This window comes from Amycolatopsis sp. NPDC048633 (genome assembly GCF_040650695.1).
Lineage (GTDB): Bacteria > Actinomycetota > Actinomycetes > Mycobacteriales > Pseudonocardiaceae > Amycolatopsis.
This window is the reverse complement of sequence record NZ_JBEZHS010000036.1, coordinates 63,363-80,410: the sequence shown is the minus strand read 5'-3', so window position 1 is coordinate 80,410 and position 17,048 is coordinate 63,363. Positions and strand designations below refer to the sequence as shown.

The 17,048-nt window shown below is 72.3% G+C and carries 14 protein-coding genes; 6 read left to right on the top strand and 8 right to left on the bottom strand.

Going from position 1 to position 17,048, the window contains the following annotated elements; all coding sequences use genetic code 11:
• Window positions 1–2: 2 nt before the first annotated feature.
• Both AB0C38_RS40715 and AB0C38_RS40710 read right to left on the bottom strand, forming a co-directional pair.
• Complete coding sequence (locus tag AB0C38_RS40715) at window positions 3–731, bottom strand: SDR family oxidoreductase (RefSeq protein ID WP_360683700.1); 729 nt, start codon at window positions 729–731, stop codon at window positions 3–5.
• An 82-nt stretch (window positions 732–813) separates the two neighbouring features.
• Window positions 814–1,692 (bottom strand): MurR/RpiR family transcriptional regulator, encoded by an 879-nt coding sequence (locus AB0C38_RS40710; protein ID WP_360683697.1) that lies wholly within the window; start codon window positions 1,690–1,692, stop codon window positions 814–816.
• 131 nt (window positions 1,693–1,823) lie between these two features.
• Here AB0C38_RS40710 and AB0C38_RS40705 point away from each other — a divergent pair, with 131 nt between their 5' ends.
• From AB0C38_RS40705 to AB0C38_RS40695, 3 genes are read left to right on the top strand one after another with little or no spacing between them, the layout of a single operon-like run.
• Window positions 1,824–3,215 carry an MFS transporter gene (locus AB0C38_RS40705; protein WP_360683694.1) on the top strand — a complete coding sequence of 464 codons (1,392 nt, stop codon included), beginning with the start codon at window positions 1,824–1,826 and terminating at the stop codon, window positions 3,213–3,215.
• The gene (locus tag AB0C38_RS40700) at window positions 3,212–3,646 is read left to right on the top strand and encodes a GAF domain-containing protein (RefSeq protein ID WP_360683691.1); all 435 of its coding nucleotides are present in this window, start codon (window positions 3,212–3,214) and stop codon (window positions 3,644–3,646) included. Before AB0C38_RS40705 ends, AB0C38_RS40700 begins: the two co-directional genes overlap by 4 nt.
• Complete coding sequence (locus AB0C38_RS40695) at window positions 3,643–4,851, top strand: amidohydrolase family protein (RefSeq protein ID WP_360683688.1); 1,209 nt, start codon at window positions 3,643–3,645, stop codon at window positions 4,849–4,851. Before AB0C38_RS40700 ends, AB0C38_RS40695 begins: the two co-directional genes overlap by 4 nt.
• Before the next feature lie 30 nt (window positions 4,852–4,881).
• On the opposite strand, the gene AB0C38_RS40690 is transcribed toward AB0C38_RS40695, so the two are convergent.
• Window positions 4,882–5,946 carry an aldo/keto reductase gene (locus tag AB0C38_RS40690; RefSeq protein WP_360683684.1) on the bottom strand — a complete coding sequence of 355 codons (1,065 nt, stop codon included), beginning with the start codon at window positions 5,944–5,946 and terminating at the stop codon, window positions 4,882–4,884.
• Window positions 5,947–6,085: 139 nt separating this feature from the next.
• Window positions 6,086–7,597, bottom strand: a complete 1,512-nt coding sequence (locus AB0C38_RS40685) for a tannase/feruloyl esterase family alpha/beta hydrolase (protein WP_360683681.1) — start codon at window positions 7,595–7,597, stop codon at window positions 6,086–6,088.
• Between the two features lie 148 nt (window positions 7,598–7,745).
• Here AB0C38_RS40685 and AB0C38_RS40680 point away from each other — a divergent pair, with 148 nt between their 5' ends.
• Together AB0C38_RS40680 and AB0C38_RS40675 are read left to right on the top strand one after the other, a co-directional pair.
• Window positions 7,746–10,499: an AAA family ATPase gene (locus AB0C38_RS40680; RefSeq protein ID WP_360683678.1), complete on the top strand. Its 2,754-nt coding sequence runs from the start codon at window positions 7,746–7,748 to the stop codon at window positions 10,497–10,499.
• 92 nt (window positions 10,500–10,591) lie between these two features.
• Window positions 10,592–11,620 (top strand): alpha/beta hydrolase, encoded by a 1,029-nt coding sequence (locus tag AB0C38_RS40675; RefSeq protein ID WP_360683675.1) that lies wholly within the window; start codon window positions 10,592–10,594, stop codon window positions 11,618–11,620.
• 55 nt (window positions 11,621–11,675) lie between these two features.
• Here AB0C38_RS40675 and AB0C38_RS40670 read toward each other — a convergent pair whose 3' ends face one another.
• From AB0C38_RS40670 to larB, 4 genes are all read right to left on the bottom strand, one after another.
• Window positions 11,676–12,107 (bottom strand): organic hydroperoxide resistance protein, encoded by a 432-nt coding sequence (locus AB0C38_RS40670; protein WP_360683672.1) that lies wholly within the window; start codon window positions 12,105–12,107, stop codon window positions 11,676–11,678.
• A gap of 71 nt (window positions 12,108–12,178) precedes the next feature.
• Complete coding sequence (locus tag AB0C38_RS40665; protein ID WP_360683669.1) at window positions 12,179–13,771, bottom strand: ABC-F family ATP-binding cassette domain-containing protein; 1,593 nt, start codon at window positions 13,769–13,771, stop codon at window positions 12,179–12,181.
• A 230-nt stretch (window positions 13,772–14,001) separates the two neighbouring features.
• On the bottom strand, window positions 14,002–15,186 hold the full coding sequence (gene larC, locus AB0C38_RS40660; RefSeq protein ID WP_360683666.1) for a nickel pincer cofactor biosynthesis protein LarC: 1,185 nt from the start codon (window positions 15,184–15,186) through the stop codon (window positions 14,002–14,004).
• Entirely contained in the window at window positions 15,183–15,875 is a 693-nt protein-coding gene (larB, locus tag AB0C38_RS40655; protein ID WP_360683663.1) for a nickel pincer cofactor biosynthesis protein LarB, read from the bottom strand. The genes larC and larB overlap by 4 nt, the downstream gene beginning before the upstream one ends.
• Window positions 15,876–16,070: 195 nt before the next feature.
• Here larB and AB0C38_RS40650 point away from each other — a divergent pair, with 195 nt between their 5' ends.
• The gene (locus tag AB0C38_RS40650; RefSeq protein WP_360683660.1) at window positions 16,071–16,895 is read left to right on the top strand and encodes an ExsB family transcriptional regulator; all 825 of its coding nucleotides are present in this window, start codon (window positions 16,071–16,073) and stop codon (window positions 16,893–16,895) included.
• Window positions 16,896–17,048: the final 153 nt, after the last annotated feature.

Genomic DNA, 17,048 nt, shown 5'->3' with positions numbered 1-17,048 from the left:
CGTCAGAGCGTACGCAGTCCGGTGCCGCTGACCTGGTACTCCGCGGCGTCGCCGTCGACGACTTCGAGGACGGCCTTGGCGACCTGCTCCGGCGTCAGGACCGACTCCATGTTCTTGACGAAGGTGTCGCGGTCGACCCCGGTGCGCGCGGCGTAGCCGTCGACGCCCACCGTCCCGAGGCCGGTGAGCGGGGTCAGCTGCGGGAGGAGCGTGGCGAACCGGAGGCCGAGCCCGGCGCGGTCCGACTCGTCGGCGGCGTACCCGCGCAGGTACCGGATCGCGGCTTTCGCGCTGGCGTACCCACCGCTGAGCGGTGACCCGCCGAGGGCCGCCCCGCTCGACATCGAGACGACGACGCCGCCCGGTTCGAGGGGTTCCCGCAGCGCGGCGCGCGTCCAGGCGAAGACGTGCCGGGTGTCGACGTGCCAGTTGCGGCTGAAGGTCTCCCAGGTCTGTTCGTGCACGGGCGCCATGTGCGGCACGGCTCCCGCGTTGAGGACGAGCAGGCCGGGGCGGTGTTCGCGGAGGACGCTTTCGGCGAGGGCGTCGTCGGTCGCGTCGGCGGCGACGGGGACGAAGCCCGCGCCGAGCTCGTCGCGCACGGCCTGGAGCTCGGGCTCGCTGCGCGCGATGCCGACGACGGTGTGCCCGCCGGCGACGAGCGCGGCGGCGATGGCGCGCCCGAAGCCGCGGCCGGCCCCGGTGACGACGGCGGTGGAGTGGGTGGACATGGGGTCCTCCGGAGTGGTTGATGCGGTGCGGACCGGATCAAGACCACCGGGGGATCGAAATACCGTCGCTGAGTGACCCAGCTCACATCGGCTTGGCCGAGGGGCGGCGATGGAGAAGGTCGAACCGCGACCACATCGCCTCCGCGGCCTCGATGGACTCGCTCGTCCGCGCCGGGTCGACCGCGGCCAGCTGCGCCACGATCGCCTGCACCAGCGCCATGCCCGCGGTCAGCGACGGGAAGAACGTCACGCCCTCCGCCGGCACCATCAGCACCTGCTCCACCGCGCCCGCCAGGGCCGGGCTGGCCGCGTCCGTCACGGCGAACACCCGCGCGCCGCGGCTCTTCGCCTCGCTCGCCGCCAGGACCGTGCTCTCGTACAGGCGCCAGAAGCTGATCGCCACCAGCACGTCGTCCGAGGTCAGCTTCGCCGTCTGGTTCGCCAGTTCCGCGTCGCCCGCCGTCACGGCGTGGACGTCGTAGCCCGCGAGACGCGCGTTGTGCGCGAAGGCGATGCCGACCGCCGCGTAGCTGCCGTCGGCGATCACCAGCGTCCGGCGGGCCGCGGCGATCGCGCGGGCGACCTCGCGGATCACCTCTTCGTCGAACCGCCGGTTCAGCAGGGCCAGGCTGTCGAGGTCCCGGCGCAGCGACGCCGAGCCCGGCGAGTCGACGCCGCGGTGCTCCTCGGCCACCTGCGGCGCGCTCAGCGACGACATGTACCGGGCCCGCAGCTCCTGCTGCAACGCCGGCCAGCCGGCGAAGCCCAGCGCCTGCGCCGTGCGCGTCACGGTCGCGACGTTGACGCCGGCGAGCTGCGCCAGCTCGGCCGTCGAGCCGAAGGAGGCCCGCCTCGGCTGGGAGACCAGCACCTCCAGCACCGAGGCCGACTTCGGCCGCAGTCCACGCTCCGGCAGCCGGTCCCGCAGCCACGCTTCGAAACCGTCGTCGGTTTCCGCCACTTCGGCCCCTCCCTCAGGTCGCGTAGACCGTAACGCAGCGAGGTTGTCTTGCAATGAACGTTGCAAAACTGCAAAAACGCAGTATACGTTGTCCGCACTCCCCGGCGCCCGGACACGGAAGGCGTTCCCCCATGACCCTGCTGGCACGACTGGACCGGCTCCCGCTGAGCCGGCCCCACTACAAGCTGCTGCTCATCGGCGGGCTCGGCTACACCTTCGACGGCATGGACTCGGCCGTCGTCGCCTTCCTGCTGCCCAGCGCCAAGGCGGCGTGGGGCCTCGACAACGGCCAGCTCGGCCTGATCGGCTCCGCGACGCCGTTCGGCTTCCTCTTCGGCGCGATCGCGGCCGGCCTGCTCGGCGACCGCATCGGCCGCAAGAAGGTCATGATGTACGCGCTGGCCTTCTACGCGCTGTTCTCCGTCATCGCGTCCTTCTCGCCCAACTACGAGATCTTCCTCGGCGCCCGGGTGCTCGCCGGGGCGGGCGCCGGCGCGGAAAGCGCCATCATCGCGCCGTTCCTGTCCGAGTTCGTGCCGGCCAAGCGCCGCGGCTGGTTCGTCGGCGCGCTCGCCGGGTTCTTCTCCTTCGGCTTCGTGGCGGCCGCGCTGATCGGCCGGTTCGTCGTGCCGTCGTTCGACGACGGCTGGCGGATCGCGCAGCTCGTCACCGCGCTGCCGATCGTGATGCTGCTGTGGTGGCGGCGGTCGCTGCCCGAGTCGCCGCGGTTCCTGCTGGCCCAAGGACGGACCGCCGAAGCCGAAAGCGTCGTCGTCAAGCTGGAACGCGACGTCGAGAAGGCCACCGGGACGACGCTCCCGCCGGTGCCGCCCGCCGACGCCCAGCCCGCCACCGAGACCCCGAAGGTCAACCTCTTCAGCGCGCTGAAGTTCCTGTGGAGCCCCGCGATGCGGCGCCGGACGGCGGTGATCTGGACCGTCTGGTTCGTGATCACGTTCTCCTACTACGGCTTCTTCTCCTGGATCCCGACGCTGCTGGTCGAACGCGGCATCACCGTGACGAAAAGCTTCGAGTTCTCGATCATCATCTACCTCGCGCAGGTGCCCGGGTACTTCTCCGCCGCGTGGCTGTCCGAACGGCTCGACCGCAAACACACCATCGCGCTGTACCTCGCCGGCTCGGCCGTGAGCGCGTTCTGGCTGAGCCAGACGAGCGCGCCGTGGTCGATCACGCTCGCCGGAGCAGTGCTGTCGTTCTTCCTCAACGGCACCTACGCCGGCGTGTACTCCTACACGCCCGAGGTGTTCCCGACCTGGATCCGCGCCAGCGGCACCGGCCTGTCCAGCGCGTTCGGCCGGGTCGGCAGCATCCTCGCGCCGACGATCATCGGCCTGTCCTCGGCGAGCCTCGGGTTCGCCGGTGTCTTCGGCCTGACGACGGCCGTGCTCGCGGCGGGCGTGCTCTGCGTGCTCGTCTTCGGCCTGTCCACGGCCGGGCGGTCCCTGGAAGAACTGACCGAACACGGCGCGCCGGTGCGCGCCGCGAAGGAGATGACGAAGTGACTCTGTCCACTGTGGAGGAACGGGTGCGCGACGCGATCGGCGTGCGGCTGTTCACGGTGCTCGCCTGGGTGCCGGAGCGGCGGGCGCTGCGGCGGGTGCACAGCAGTCACCCGGCGGAGTACCCGGTGGGTGGGGAGAAGACGGTCGAAGTCGCCGCCGGCTGGCTCGATCGCTGCATCACCGCGCAGGAACCGTACTTCGGGCCGGACCGCGCGGCCGTCCGCGAGATCTTCGCCGACCACGACCTGATCGAGGGCCTCGGCTGCGGCTCGATCATCAACGTGCCGGTGCTCGCCGGCGGCCGGACGCTCGGGGTGCTCAACATCCTCGACGCGGAAGGCAGCTACGACGAAGATGCGGTGGTGGTCGCGGAATCGCTCGCGCCGCTGGCCGTGTCCGCCCTGCTCGACCTGGAGAAGGAGAACCGGTGACCCTGCTGCTGCGCAACGCCCGGCTGCTCGACCCCGTTTCCGGGGAGTACACCGAAGGCGACCTGCGGACTGCCGACGGCCGCATCGTGGAGGTCGGGCCGAACCTCGCCGCGGCCGACGTGCGTTCGGTGGACGTCCGGGGCGCGGTGGTCATGCCCGGGCTGGTCGACGCGCACGTGCACGTCACGGCGTCGACCGCGGACCTGGGCTCGCTGTCGTCGTCGTCACCGTCCTATGTGGCCGCTCACGCGGCTCGCACGATGAGCCGGATGCTCGACCGCGGGTTCACCACGGTCCGCGACGCGTCGGGTGCCGACTACGGCCTCGCGGACGCCCAGGCGGAGGGGCTGTTCCGCGGCCCGCGGCTGCTGTTCTGCGGGCGGGCGCTGAGCCAGACGGGCGGGCACGGCGACAGCCGCACCCGCGGCACGCACGTGAAGGACGACCACGCGTGCTGCGCGGGTCTCGGCCGGGTGGCCGACGGCGTCGACGCGGTCCGCGCGGCCGCCCGCGACGAGCTGCGCAAGGGTGCCCACCACATCAAGGTGATGGCCTCGGGCGGCGTCGCGTCCCCGACCGACCGCATCGACTCGACGCAGTACTCGGCGGAGGAGCTGAGCGCGATCGTCGAGGAGGCGACGGCGGCCAACCGGTACGTGGCCGCGCACGCGTACACGGCCCGAGCGGTGAACCGGGCCTTGGAGCTGGGTGTCCGTTCGATCGAGCACGGCAACCTGCTGGACGACCGGAGCGTTTCGCTGTTCCTCTCGCACGAGGCGTACTTGGTGCCGACGCTGGTGACGTACTGGGCGCTGAAGGAGGAGGGCCGCGAGCACGGGCTGCCGGAGTCGAGCTGGCGCAAGGTCGACGACGTCCTCGGCGCGGGCTTGACGGCATTGGAGCGCGCCGCGCGGGGAGGCGTGAAGCTGGTGTACGGGACGGACCTCCTGGGCGGGATGCACCGCCACCAGAACCACGAGTTCCGCCTGCGCGGCGAGGTCCAGGCCCCGCTGGAGGTGATCCGCTCGGCGACGTCGACGGCGGCGGAGCTGCTGAATTTGACTGGTGAGATCGGGACGTTGGCCGTGGGCGCATACGCGGACCTGCTGGTGGTGGACGGAGATCCCCTGGCGGACATCGGAGTGCTGGCGGAGCCGAAGCACTTCCGCCACATCATCCAGGGCGGCGAGGTGGTCGCGGGCTGAGCGGAGCGGCGGGTGCCGCTCCGCGCCCGTTCACCAGTTCCGCACCGCGGGTGCGTAGCCGTCCGGTTTGTCGCCCACCTTGGTGTCCGGCGTGACGATCCAGTTCTGGTACTTCGGCGTGAACATCCGGTACACCGACGCCGGCGGCACCGCGCTCGCCTCGTCCAGTACCGTCCGCAGCTCCGCCGGGATCTCGAAGTCCAGCGCCGCCATGCTCTTGCTCAGCTGGTCGGCGCTGCTGGCTCCGACGATCGCCGAGGCGATGCCCGGCTGGGTTGCCACCCAGTTGATCGCCACCTGGGCCATCGTGACGCCCAGTTTGCCCGCGACCTCTTCCAGGGGCTTGAGCAGCTGCCAGTCACGCTCGGTCCACGTCTGGGCGTCGCTGAGCCTGCCGGAACCGCCGTCGCGGTACTTGCCGGTGAGGAAGCCGCCGGCCAGGGGGCTCCACGCCGTCACGCCGAGGCCGAGGTGCTGGCCCATCGGGACGTGCTCCGTCTCGATCTCCCGCTGCACCAAGGAATACGGCAGCTGCAGGTTGATCATCGGTGTGAGCGAGTTCGCCTCGGCGATGCTCTGGGCCCGCGCCGCGTACCAGGCCGGTACGTCCGACAGGCCCGCGTAACGGATCTTGCCGGCGCGGACGAGGTCGTCGAGCGTGCGCACGACCTCCTCGACCGGGGTGAGCCGGTCCCACGTGTGCAGCAGGAAGAGGTCGACGTGGTCGGTGCCCAGCCGGCGCAACGATGCTTCGAGCGCGCGGACCATGTGCTTGCGGCCGTTGCCGCCCGCGTTGGGGTCGCCGGGGTCGACGCTGTTGGTGAACTTGGTGGTGAGCACGACGCGGTCGCGCACGTTCGCCTCGGCGATGAGCCGGCCGAGGATGGTCTCGCTCTCGCCCGCGGTGTAGAAGTCCGCGGTGTCGAGGAAGTTGCCGCCCTCGTCGAGGTACTTGCGGAAGATCGGGCGGACCTCGTCCTCGGTCTTCCCGTAGGCGGCGTGGAACCCGCCGGTGCCGAAGTTCATCGTCCCGAGCGCGAGCCGGCTGACGCGCAGGCCCGAACGGCCGAGGAGGTAGTACTGATCAAGTGGCATGACTTCAGCGTGCCTAGTGGTTTTTGGACCCGCAAGTCCAGTCTGCGAGCGCCCCAATGTGGCCTTCGGTGCGTTCAACGCACCGAAGGGCCCCTTGGGTGCGTCAGACGCAACCAAGGCCACATTGGGGCGCTTGGGATCAGCGGCAGCGGTAGCTGGACGCCATAGCCGGGTCGCCGCCCGTGTAGCGCGAGACCGACGGGAGCGGGCACAGGTTCCGGGTCTTGCCGTCCGCGGACGCCGCCGCGAGCGTGGCCGGGGCCTTGCCGTGCTCGACCCAGTCGACCAGCTGCCCGAGCGGGTTCGTCGGCTCGGGGCCGCCGCCACCGAAGCAGTGCTCGACGCCCGGGGCGAGGAACAGCCGGTAGAAGTCGTTCACCCGCTGCGCACCGCCCATCGTCCGCTCGACCTGGCTGCGGTAGGACAGCGTGCCGCCGGGCGGGATCAGCTGGTCGTTCGCGCCCACGAACGTGATCAGCTTGCCGCCGGCGCGGCGGAACGCCGACAGGTCCGGGTCGGACGTGCCGATGACGTCGTCGTACTCCCGCACCGACTGGCGGAACAGATCGGCGAACTGGCCGTACGTCAGCTTCGACGTGTCGAAACCGGGCTGCTTCTCCAGAAACGCCTGCACCCACTGGACGGCCACCGGGAAACCGGGTGCGTAGAGCACCCCGTCGGGACCGGGCGTCGTGCCGGCCAGCCAGGTGTAGTCCGCGCCCTTGGGGAGCCCGGACCACAGCTTGCGGCCGCGCTCGTCGGTCGGGCCGGCCCAGATCTTGCGCATGACCTCGGCGTCGGCCGCGGTCACGGTGAACTCCTGGCCTTCGCACACCACCTTCGTGCCGATCAGGCTGCGCGGGTCGTAGCCGCATTCGTCCGGCCGGTCGACGATGCCGTTGGTGACGCCGTCGCGCGCGTCGCACGCCTGGACCGCGGCCGTCCGGAAGGCCGAAAGCACGCAGTTGCTGGGGAAGTCGTGGCTCTGGTTCATGACGATCTGCGGCCAGAGCGTCGCGACGGCGAACTGCGTCCAGTCGACGGCGGGAGCGTTGGCGAGGATGCCGTCGAAGTCGCCGGGGTGGTTTTGGGCTTCGGAGTAGCCCTGGCGGCCGCCGGTCGAGCAGCCGGTCCAGTACGAGTACGCCACCGGGCGGTGGTAGTACCGCTGCGTGACGGCCTTCCCGATCAAGGCCTCTTCGTGCACCGAACGGGTGGCGAAGTTGGTCAGGAGCGTCTGGTCGACCTGGCCGGGAGCGGTCACCGCCCACGACGTGTCGAGCCCGTCCAGGGAGACGCCCGCGTCGGTCGTCACGCCGGTGTAGCCGTCCTTGACGGCCTGGGCGAGCCCGTCGAAGTTGCCGGCGGCGTAGGCGCTGCCGCCGAGGGCCTGCAGCCGCCCGGTCCACCCGGTGTCGGGCAGGGCGACGGCGACCTTGACGTGGTCGCTGCCGGAGTGGGTCAGCGTGACGGTGAGCTGGCAGTACGAGGTCTTGTGTTCGGCCGTGACCGACTCGATCTTCGCGCCGGCCGGAGCGGGCACCGAGACGGCGGCGCAGACCGGCGCGGCCGACGCACTCGGCGCCAGCGGGACCAGGCCGGTCAGCAGGAGCGGCACGGCGGCCACCAAGAACTTGGGGATGCGTCTCATCGGTTCCTCTGGTCGCTTTCGTCCGATGTGGACAGGGCGCTGCCAAGCTAGGCGGCGGAGCCGGGCGCCCGCGCCCGTCGGGTGACGCTGTTGATGTACGTCACTCGGCCTTGAGCTGCGGAAACGTGCGTTGGGTAGGGTCGGGTCCATGGCGCTGCACGGGCGGGAAGCCGAGCTGAAGGAGCTGGGCGAGCTCGTCGACGGTCCCGAGGATCGCAGCGGCGTCGTCCTCCGCGGCGAAGCCGGCATCGGGAAGACGGCGCTGGTGGCCGAGACGGCGGCCGCGGCGTCGGTCGCCGGGCTGCGCGTGCTGCGGACGACCGGGGCCGAGGCCGAACGGAACCTCGCGTACGCCGGGCTGCACCAGCTGCTGCACCCGGTCCGGGCGGGCGTGGCGGAGCTGCCGCCGCCCCAGCGTGACGCGCTGCGGACCGCGCTCGGGCTGGCCGAAGGGGCCGAACCCAGCGCGTACCTGGTCGGGCTCGCCACGCTGACGCTGCTGGCCGAGGAGGCGGTCGCGAAGCCGTTGCTGCTGGTGGCGGAGGACGTGCACTGGCTCGATCGCGCCAGCGCGGACGTCCTGGCGTTCGTGGCGCGGCGGATCGAGACCGAGCCGATCGTCCTGGTGGCGACGCTCCGGGACGGCGTGTCGTCGCCGCTGCTCGATGCCGGGTTGACGCCGATGGTCTTGGCGCGGCTGGGAGCGGACGACGCGGCGGACCTGCTGGACGCGGTTGCGCCCCGCCTGGCCCCGGCGGTCCGCACGCGGCTGCTGACGGAGGCGGCGGGGCACCCGCTGGCGTTGACGGAGCTGCCGTCGGGGCTGGCCGGCCTCGACGGGCTCGACCCGGTGCTGCCGCTGACGGAACGCCTGGAGAAGACGTTCACGGCGCGGGTGGCGGGCCTGCCGGCGGAGACGCGCACGGCACTGCTGGTGGCGGCGCTGAACGAGACGACCTCGCTGGCGGAGACGTTGACGGCAACGGGCGCGCTCCTGGGGACGCCCGCCGCGGCGGTCCCGGGCGGCGATGCCGGGCCGAGCGCCGGTGGTCGGTGCCGCGTCGAGCCGGAAATCCTCGCCCCCGCCGTCGAAGCGCGGCTGATCGAGCTCGCCGCCGGCACCGTCACCTTCCGGCACCCCCTCATGCGCTCCGCCATCCCCGCGGCCGCCACCCCGACCGACCGGCGGCGCGCCCACCTCGCCCTCGTCGAGGCCCTCCACGACCAGCCCGACCGGCGCGCCTGGCACCAAGCCGCCGCGAGCGCCGGGCCCGATGAAACCGTTGCCTGCGACCTCGATCGCACCGCCGAACGGGCTCGGTACCGGGGTGGGGCCGCCGCGGCCATCGCCGCTCTCGAACAGGCCGCGCGGCTGAGCGAACACTCCGGGAACCGGACCGACCGGCTGCTCAAGGCCGCCGAGCTGGCCGTCGAGTCCGGGCGGCGCGAGACCGCCGAACGCCTGGTGCACGCCGCGAACCCCGCCGGCAAACGCCAGCGGGCCACCGCGAGCCGGCTGCTGAGCGAATTCGAAGACGGCGTCCGCGAGGATCCCGCCCGGGTGGCCGAACTGGCGGTCACCGCCGAGGCCGTCGCCGCCGACGGGGAAACCGCGGCGGCGATGCGGATCCTCTGGAGCGCCGCCATGCGCTGCTTCTGGACCGAGCCGGGCGCCGCCGCCCGGAAAGCCCTGCTCGACGTCGCCGACCGGCTGCCCATCCCGGACGACGACCCGCGCGTCGTGGCCGTCAATGCCTACGTCGCGCCGTTCGAGCGTGGCGACGTCGTCATCGACCGGCTCAAGAAGCTCGCCGGGGCGACCGGGGCCGATCCCGAGGTCGACCGGTACCTGGGCAGCGCCGCCCTGCAGGTCGGCGCCTTCGACCTCGCCGCGCGGTTCTCCGCGGCCGCCGCGCCGGGGCTGCGGGCCCAGGCCCGGCTCGGGCTGCTGCCGCGGGCGCTGGCCGTCCAGGCGTGGAGCCGCGCCCGGCTCGGCGACCTCGCCGCGGCGGCGCCGGTCGCGGCCGAAGCCGCGCGGTTCGCCCGCGAGACCGGCCAGCCCTTCATGTACGGCCTGGCCACCGCCGTCCAGGCCGAGATCGCCGCCCTGCGCGGCGACCACAAGCAAGCGAAGACCCTCTCCGCCGAGGCCGAACGCACCGGGCTCGCCGCGGGCGCCCGGCCGGTGCTCGCCACCGTCCAGCTCACGCGCGGACTCATCGCGCTGAGCGAGGGCCGCTTCGACGACGCGTTCGCCGACCTGCGAAGGCTGCTCGACCCGGCCGACCCCGCCTACCAGCTGGCGCTGCGCGCGTACTGCGTCTCGGAGCTCACCGAGGCCGCGGTGCGTGCCGGGCAGACCGACGCGATGCGCGACATCCTCGCCGAGCTGGAACCTCTCGCGCGGTGCACGCCGTCGCCCGCCCTGCACATCGGCCTGCGGTACGCGCGGGCCGTGCTCGACCCGGCTGACGAGCGGTTCGCCGAGGCGCTGCGGGCCGACCTGACCGGCTGGCCCGCCGAACGCGGCCGCGTCCACCTGGCCTTCGGCGAGTGGCTGCGGCGGCAGCGGCGGGTCGTCGAATCGCGGACGCACCTGCGCACCGCCCGCGAGACGTTCGACGCCCTGGGCATGACGGCCTGGGCCGAGCGGGCGCGGGGCGAGCTGCGCAGTGCCGGCGAGTCGAGCCCGAACCGCGGCCCGGACGCGCGGGAGAAGCTGACCCCGCACGAGCTGAGCATCGCGCAGCTGGCCGCCGACGGGCTGACGAACCGGGAGATCGGGCAGCGGCTGTACCTTTCGCACCGGACCGTCGGCACCCACCTGCACCGGATCTTCCCCAAGCTGGGCGTGAGCTCCCGCGCCGACCTCGCCGGGATGCTGAAGACCCTCGACGGGTGACTTACACCGGCTGCGTCACCTGACGGGCGCGAAGATCACCGGACCGGCTCTAACGTCGTGAAAGTCCCACGGTCTTTCGCACAGGAGTCCAGATGATCAGCAGGAGAAGGTTCGGGCAGGCGTTCGCGGCGGGACTGGCGGCGACTTCCTTGGCCGCCTGCTCGACGAAGGCCGCCGCGCCCGCCGCGTCCCCGGCCCCCGACCCGCGGGCCGGGTCGGGCGAGCACACCTCGCTCGGGGAGCTCAAGCACGTCGACGCCGGAGTGCTGAACATGGCTTACGCCGAGTTCGGCCCGGCCACCGGGCAGCCGGTCGTGCTGCTGCACGGCTGGCCGTACGACCCGTACAGCTACGTCGACGTCGGGCCGATCCTGGCCGCCGCCGGCTACCGGGTGATCGTCCCGTTCCTGCGCGGCTACGGTCCGACGACGTTCAAGTCCGCCCAGACCGTCCGCAACGGTCAGCAGGCGGCGGTCGCGCTCGACGTCGTCGCCCTGATGGACGCGCTCAAGATCGACCAGGCCGTCCTCGGCGGGTACGACTGGGGCTCGCGGACGGTCGACATCATCGCGGCGCTCTTCCCGGAGCGCTGCCAGGCCGTCGTCGCGGTGAGCGGGTACATCGTCACGAACCTGGCGGCGAACCAGAAACCGCTGGCCCCGCAGGCGGAGCTCGGCTGGTGGTACCAGTACTACTTCGCGACCGAGCGCGGCCGCGCCGGCTACGCGGCCAACCGCCACGACTTCAACAAGCTGATCTGGAAGACGGCGTCCCCGGCGTGGCACTTCGACGACGCGACGTACGACCGCAGCGCGGCGGCGTTCGACAACCCCGACCACGTCGACATCGTGATCCACAACTACCGCTGGCGCCTGAGCCTCGCCCCGGGCGAGCCGCAGTACGAGGCGTACGAACAGAAACTGGCCGCCGGCCCGGCGATCACGGTCCCGGCGATCACGATCGCCAGCGACTTCGACGGCGCGGCCAAGGACGGCAAGGCCTACCGCGCGAAGTACACCGGCAAGTACGAGCACCGGATCCTCGACGGCATCGGCCACAACGTCCCGCAGGAGGCCCCGCGCCCCTTCGCCCAGGCCATCCTGGACGCCGCCCGCCTGTAAGCCGTGAATGTCACATTGAGGGACTCAGAGTCCCTCAATGTGACATTCACGGACTTCAGGCGACGGTGGCGTCGAGGGTGACCTCGATGTTGCCGCGGGTCGCCTTCGAGTACGGGCAGACCTGGTGTGCGCCGGCGACCAGCTCGTCGGCCGTGGCCTGGTCGATGCCCGTCGCCTCCAGGTGCAGGACCGCGCTCAGCTTGAACTCGCCCGCCTCCGTGTCGTGGTGCAGGGTGACTTCGGCGACGACCGCGAGGTCGGTCAGCGGCACCTTCTTCACTCCGGCGACCCGGCGCACCGCGCCGACGAAGCACGACGCCCAGCCCGCCGCGAACAGCTGCTCCGGGTTGGTGCCGTCGCCCGCGCCACCGAGGGCCTTGGGCACGGCGAGCGTGACGTCGAGCGCGCCGTCGTCGGAGGTCGCGCGGCCGCCGTTGCGGCCCTCCGCGGTGGAGGTGGCGACGGCGGTGTAGGTCACTTCGGACATGGTGTTCCTTTCGGCGGGTGACGTCACCACGCTAGGAATCCGGCCGGGACCGCGGCGACCGTCGCACGACGTCACCCGTGTACGTCACCGTCTTCCAGCCACAGCCACCGGTCGATCCCGATGCGATCGAGGAAGCGCTCGTCGTGGCTCACGACGACGAACGCGCCGCGGAACGCCGTCAGCGCGCTCTCCAGCTGTCCCGTGCTGACGAGGTCGAGGTTGTTCGTCGGCTCGTCCAGCAACAGCAGCTGCGGCGCCGGTTCGGCGAACAGGACGCAGGCCAGCGTGGCGCGCAACCGTTCCCCACCCGACAGAGCACCGACCGGCAGGTGCACCCGCGAGCCGCGGAACAGGAAGCGCGCCAGCAGGTTCATCCGCTGCGACGGCGGCAACGCGGGAGCGGCCGCCGCCAGGTTCTCGGCCACCGTGTGGTCGTCGTCGAGCAGGTCGAGACGCTGGGACAGGAACGCGACCCGGCCGTCGGCGCGCGATACGGAACCGCTGTCCGGCTCGAGGTCGCCCTTCACCAGACGCAACAGCGTGGACTTCCCCGCACCGTTGGCTCCGGTGAGCGCGATCCGCTCGGGGCCGCGGATCGCCAGGTCGACGCCGGCCGGGAAGAGGTTTCGCACCCGCAGGTGCTCGCCGAGGAAGAGCGTCCGGCCCGCCGGGACCTCGGTTCGTGGCAGCTCCAGGCTGATCTTCTGCTCGTCCCGCCGCGCCCGCTCGGCCTGGTCGAGCTTGGCCTTGGCCGCGCCGACGCGCGCCGCGTGCGTGCCGTCCGCCTTGCCGGCCGACTCCTGCGCGTTGCGTTTCATGGTGCCCGCGAAGATCTTGGGCAGCCCGGCGTTGCCCAGGTTGCGTGACGCGGTGCTCGCGCGGCGGGCGGCGCGCTCGCGGGCCTGCTGCATCTCCCGCTTCTCGCGCTTGACGTCCTGCTCGGCGTTGCGGATGTTCTTCTCGGCGACTTCGCGCGCGGCCTGGACGGCGGCTTCGTAGGAGGTGAAGTTCCCGCCGTGGAACCGGATCTCGCCGCGGTCGAGCTCGGCGATCCGGTCCATCCGGTCGAGCAGCGCGCGGTCGTGGCTGACCACGACGAGGCAGCCGGACCAGTCGTCGAGCACGGCGTACAGCTTGTGGCGGGCTTCGAGGTCGAGGTTGTTGGTCGGCTCGTCGAGCAGCAGCACGTCCGGCCGTTTGAGCAGCTGCGCGGCCAGGCCCAGCGAGACGATCTGCCCACCGGACAGCGTGCTCAGCGAACGGTCGAACGCGACGTCGAGGCCGAGCCGGTCGAGCTGGGCGCGCGTGCGTTCCTCGATGTCCCAGTCGGTGCCGATGGTGGTGAAGTGCGCTTCGTCGGCGTCGCCGGACTCGACGGCCGCGATGGCGTGCAGGACCGGCGCGACCCCGAGCACTTCGGCGACGGACGGCTCCCCGCTCAGGGGCAGGTCCTGCGGCAGGTAGCCGAGGACACCGTCGGCGGTGACGCTGCCGGACGACGGCTTCAGCACTCCGGCGACGAGTTTCAGCAGGGTGGTCTTGCCGGAGCCGTTCGGGGCGACGAGCCCGGTGCGGCCGCCGGGGAAGGTGGCGGAGAGGCGGTCGAAGACGGGGGTGTCGTCCGGCCACGAGAAGGACAGGCCGGACAGGACGATTTCGGACATGACGAAGACCTCGATGTGGTGCGAAGAGAAAGGGGGACGTCGAAGGCGGCCCGCACCGGCACTGCCGGGGGCCTGCACACTCCGGAGCTATCCGGAGATGTCGACGTCACCTGCCACGAGTGGTCTCCTCCAAGGGATCTTCACTTCGAAGATAGCACCCGGGTGGTTCGCCCGCGCGAAGTCCTCTGTGGATGGACGGGGCGCCGCGCTTCGCCGCGCGGACGAACCGGTCACGATCCCGCGGCCGCGCGCACCTCCTCCAGCACCCGGCGCAGCGGCTGCCCGGTCGCAACCGCTGCGGCCTTCACTTCCTCGTACTCCGGCTGCGCGGTCACGACTACCCCGTTCAAGTACCCGCGCTTCACGCTCACCGGGCGCCCGCGGTAGTCCACGGTGACGCTGTCGCGCGGCAGCGATCGCCGCTCGACCGGGGACAGCCGGACCCCCAGCGTCGACGTGTGGGCGAACACCGCCGCGCAGACGCCGTCGACGCGGTCGTCCGCCGCCAGCGCCGTCAGGACCATGCCCGGCCGGCCCTTCGGCGCGGTCACCGGTGCGCACCACGCGTCGGCCGCGCCCGCTTCGCGCAGGGCCGTCAGGACTTCGGGCCACAGCCGGGGATCGAGGTCGTCCACCGTCGTCTCGATGACGGTCATCTTCGCGCGCACCCACGTCCGGTCCGGTTCCGACGCCGACCCGACGACCACCCGGACGATGTTCGCGTGCCCGGGCGGGTCGGCGGTGCCCGCGCCGACCCCGACCTTCTCCGGCACGCACGCCGGCATCGGGCCGTACGCGCCGGCCAGCGTGACGAGCAGCGCGGCACCCGTCGGGGTGCACAGCTCCCGGGCGGCGGGGTGCGCCGCGACCGGTGCGGCCGCGCCGGTGAGCAGCGCGAGCACCGCCGGTGGCGGCACCGTGAGCCGGCCGTGTGCCGCGGTCACCGTGCCGCCGCCGACGGCGATCGGGGAGACCGTCACCGTCGCGTCCAACAGGCCCAGCGCGTCCAGGGCGAGCGCGCACCCCACGATGTCGACGATCGCGTCCAGCGCGCCGACTTCGTGGAAGTGCACGCGGTCCCGGTCGATGCCGTGCACGGCGGCTTCCGCGTCGGCCAGCCTCCCGAACACCTTGGTGGCGAAGCGTTCCGCGGCGCCGGGCAGCGCGGCGGACCCGATCAGGTCGAGGATCTCCGGGAGGTGGCGGGCGTGCCGCGTCTCGGGAGCCTCGACCACCACCTGCCGCGCCCGCAACCCGTGCCGCCGCACCACCTGCTCGGTGAGCCGGACGTCGTCGACGCGCAGCCGGGCGAGTCCCGCCAGGACACCGTCGAAGTCCGCGCCCGCGTCGACCAGCGCGGCCAGCAGCATGTCGCCGGCGCAGCCGTTCCCGGCGTCGATCCACGCGACGGTCACGACGCCACCGACTGCCGGGCGACGCGGGCCGCGGCGACGCCCGCGCCGAAGCCGTTGTCGATGTTGACCGTCACCACCCCGGGGGCGCAGCTGTTCAGCATGGTCAGGAACGCGGTCAGGCCGTCGAGGTGCCAGCCGTAGCCGACACTCGTGGGCACGGCGATCAGCGGGGTGCCGCACAGTCCACCGAGGACGGTGGGCAGCGCCGCCTCCATCCCGGCGATCGCCACGACCGCGTCGGCGGCGGCGATCCGGTCGCGTTCGGCCAGCAGCCGGTGCAGCCCGGCCACCCCGACGTCGACGACGAGGTCCGGCTCCGCGCCGAAGACCGCGATTGTCGTCGCGCACTCGCGGGCGACGGGCAGGTCCGACGTCCCCGCGCACACGACGGCCACCCGGCCGCGCGGCGCCGGCACGGTCCCGAGCGTCACCGTCCGGCCGGCGTCGTCCACATCGGCGTCCGGCAGCTGTTCCCGGCACAGCGCCCGCGCTTCTTCGCCGACCCGCGTGGCGAGCACCGCGCGGCCGGGATGCGCCTCGTGCAGCCGCGCCAGCGCGGCCGTGATCTGCCCGGGCGTCTTTCCCGCGCCGAACACCACTTCCGGATCCCCCGTCCGGGCGGCCCGGTCGAGGTCCAGTCGTGCAAAGCCCAGATCGGCGGTCGCCGCCGTAACCCCAGTCGATACCACCTTCGACACGTTAGCGTTCCGGCGCGCCGTATGTAAACTGTTCCCGGGGGATGCCGCACGAATACGGCAATGGGTTGACTGGGTGGACCCGTCGCGATCGACTTACCACACGCAAGACGCCTCGAGCGGAGGAAAAGTGCTGTTCTTTTGCCGAAATCGGATCACCGTGACCGCGCGACCTGCGGGGACGACGTAATGGACACCGGAATCGAAGATCGGTTGCTGGCGGAGGTCCGCGCGCTCGGGAGCGTGGCCGTCGCGTTCTCCGGCGGCGTCGACTCGGCGCTCGTGCTGGCCGCGGCCGTGCGGGCGCTGCCGGCCGGGCGGGTGCTGGCGGCGATCGCCGACTCGCCCAGCCTCGCGCGGGCGGAACTCGTTGCCGCGCGCGGGATCGCGGCCGGTCTCGGGGTCGAGCTGGCCGAGGTCGCGGGTACCGAGCTGGCCGTTCCCGGATACCGGGACAACGCCGGGGACCGCTGCTACTTTTGCAAGCAGGCCGTCCTCGGCGCGATCGCCGGGCTCGCGCTCCGGCGCGGGTTCGCGTTCGTGGCCACCGGCACCCACGCCGACGACCACCGCGCCGTGCACCGCCCCGGCCTGCGTGCGGCCCGTGAGCTGCGCGTCGTCGAGCCGCTGGCCGAGGCCGGGCTGGGCAAGCGCGACGTCCGGGCGCTGGCCGCCGCGTGGTCGCTGCCGGTCGCGGACAAGCCGTCGACACCCTGCCTGGCGTCACGTATCTCCGTGGGCGTGCCCGTCTCTTTAGGAAGGTTGGGACTGGTGGAGCGCGCCGAGATCGCGGTGGGCGCACGGCTGGCCGAGGCGGGGATCCGCCCCCGTGACCTGCGCGTCCGCCTGCTCGGCCGGGGATTCCGGGTGGAGGTGGATGGTGCGGCGCACGCGGCCGTCGAGGCGCGGCCGGGGCTCGTGGCCGCGGTGGTCGGCGAGCTCGGTGGCCTCGGCCTGAACGGCCCGGGTGCGGTCACGGCCTATCGCGCGCCCGCGCTCGCGCCGCCCCCATAGGTTCTTTTCGCCGCGCGTTCGTCGTGGTCAAATATGCCGTCACCGAACGGGGTATGAAAAAACCACATACCGAACCCGCCGCTATCGCGTTGGATTTGTTCGTCGGCCAATTGCGACGATTCGTGTACGGTCCGAGTCGATCATTCGCCGGAG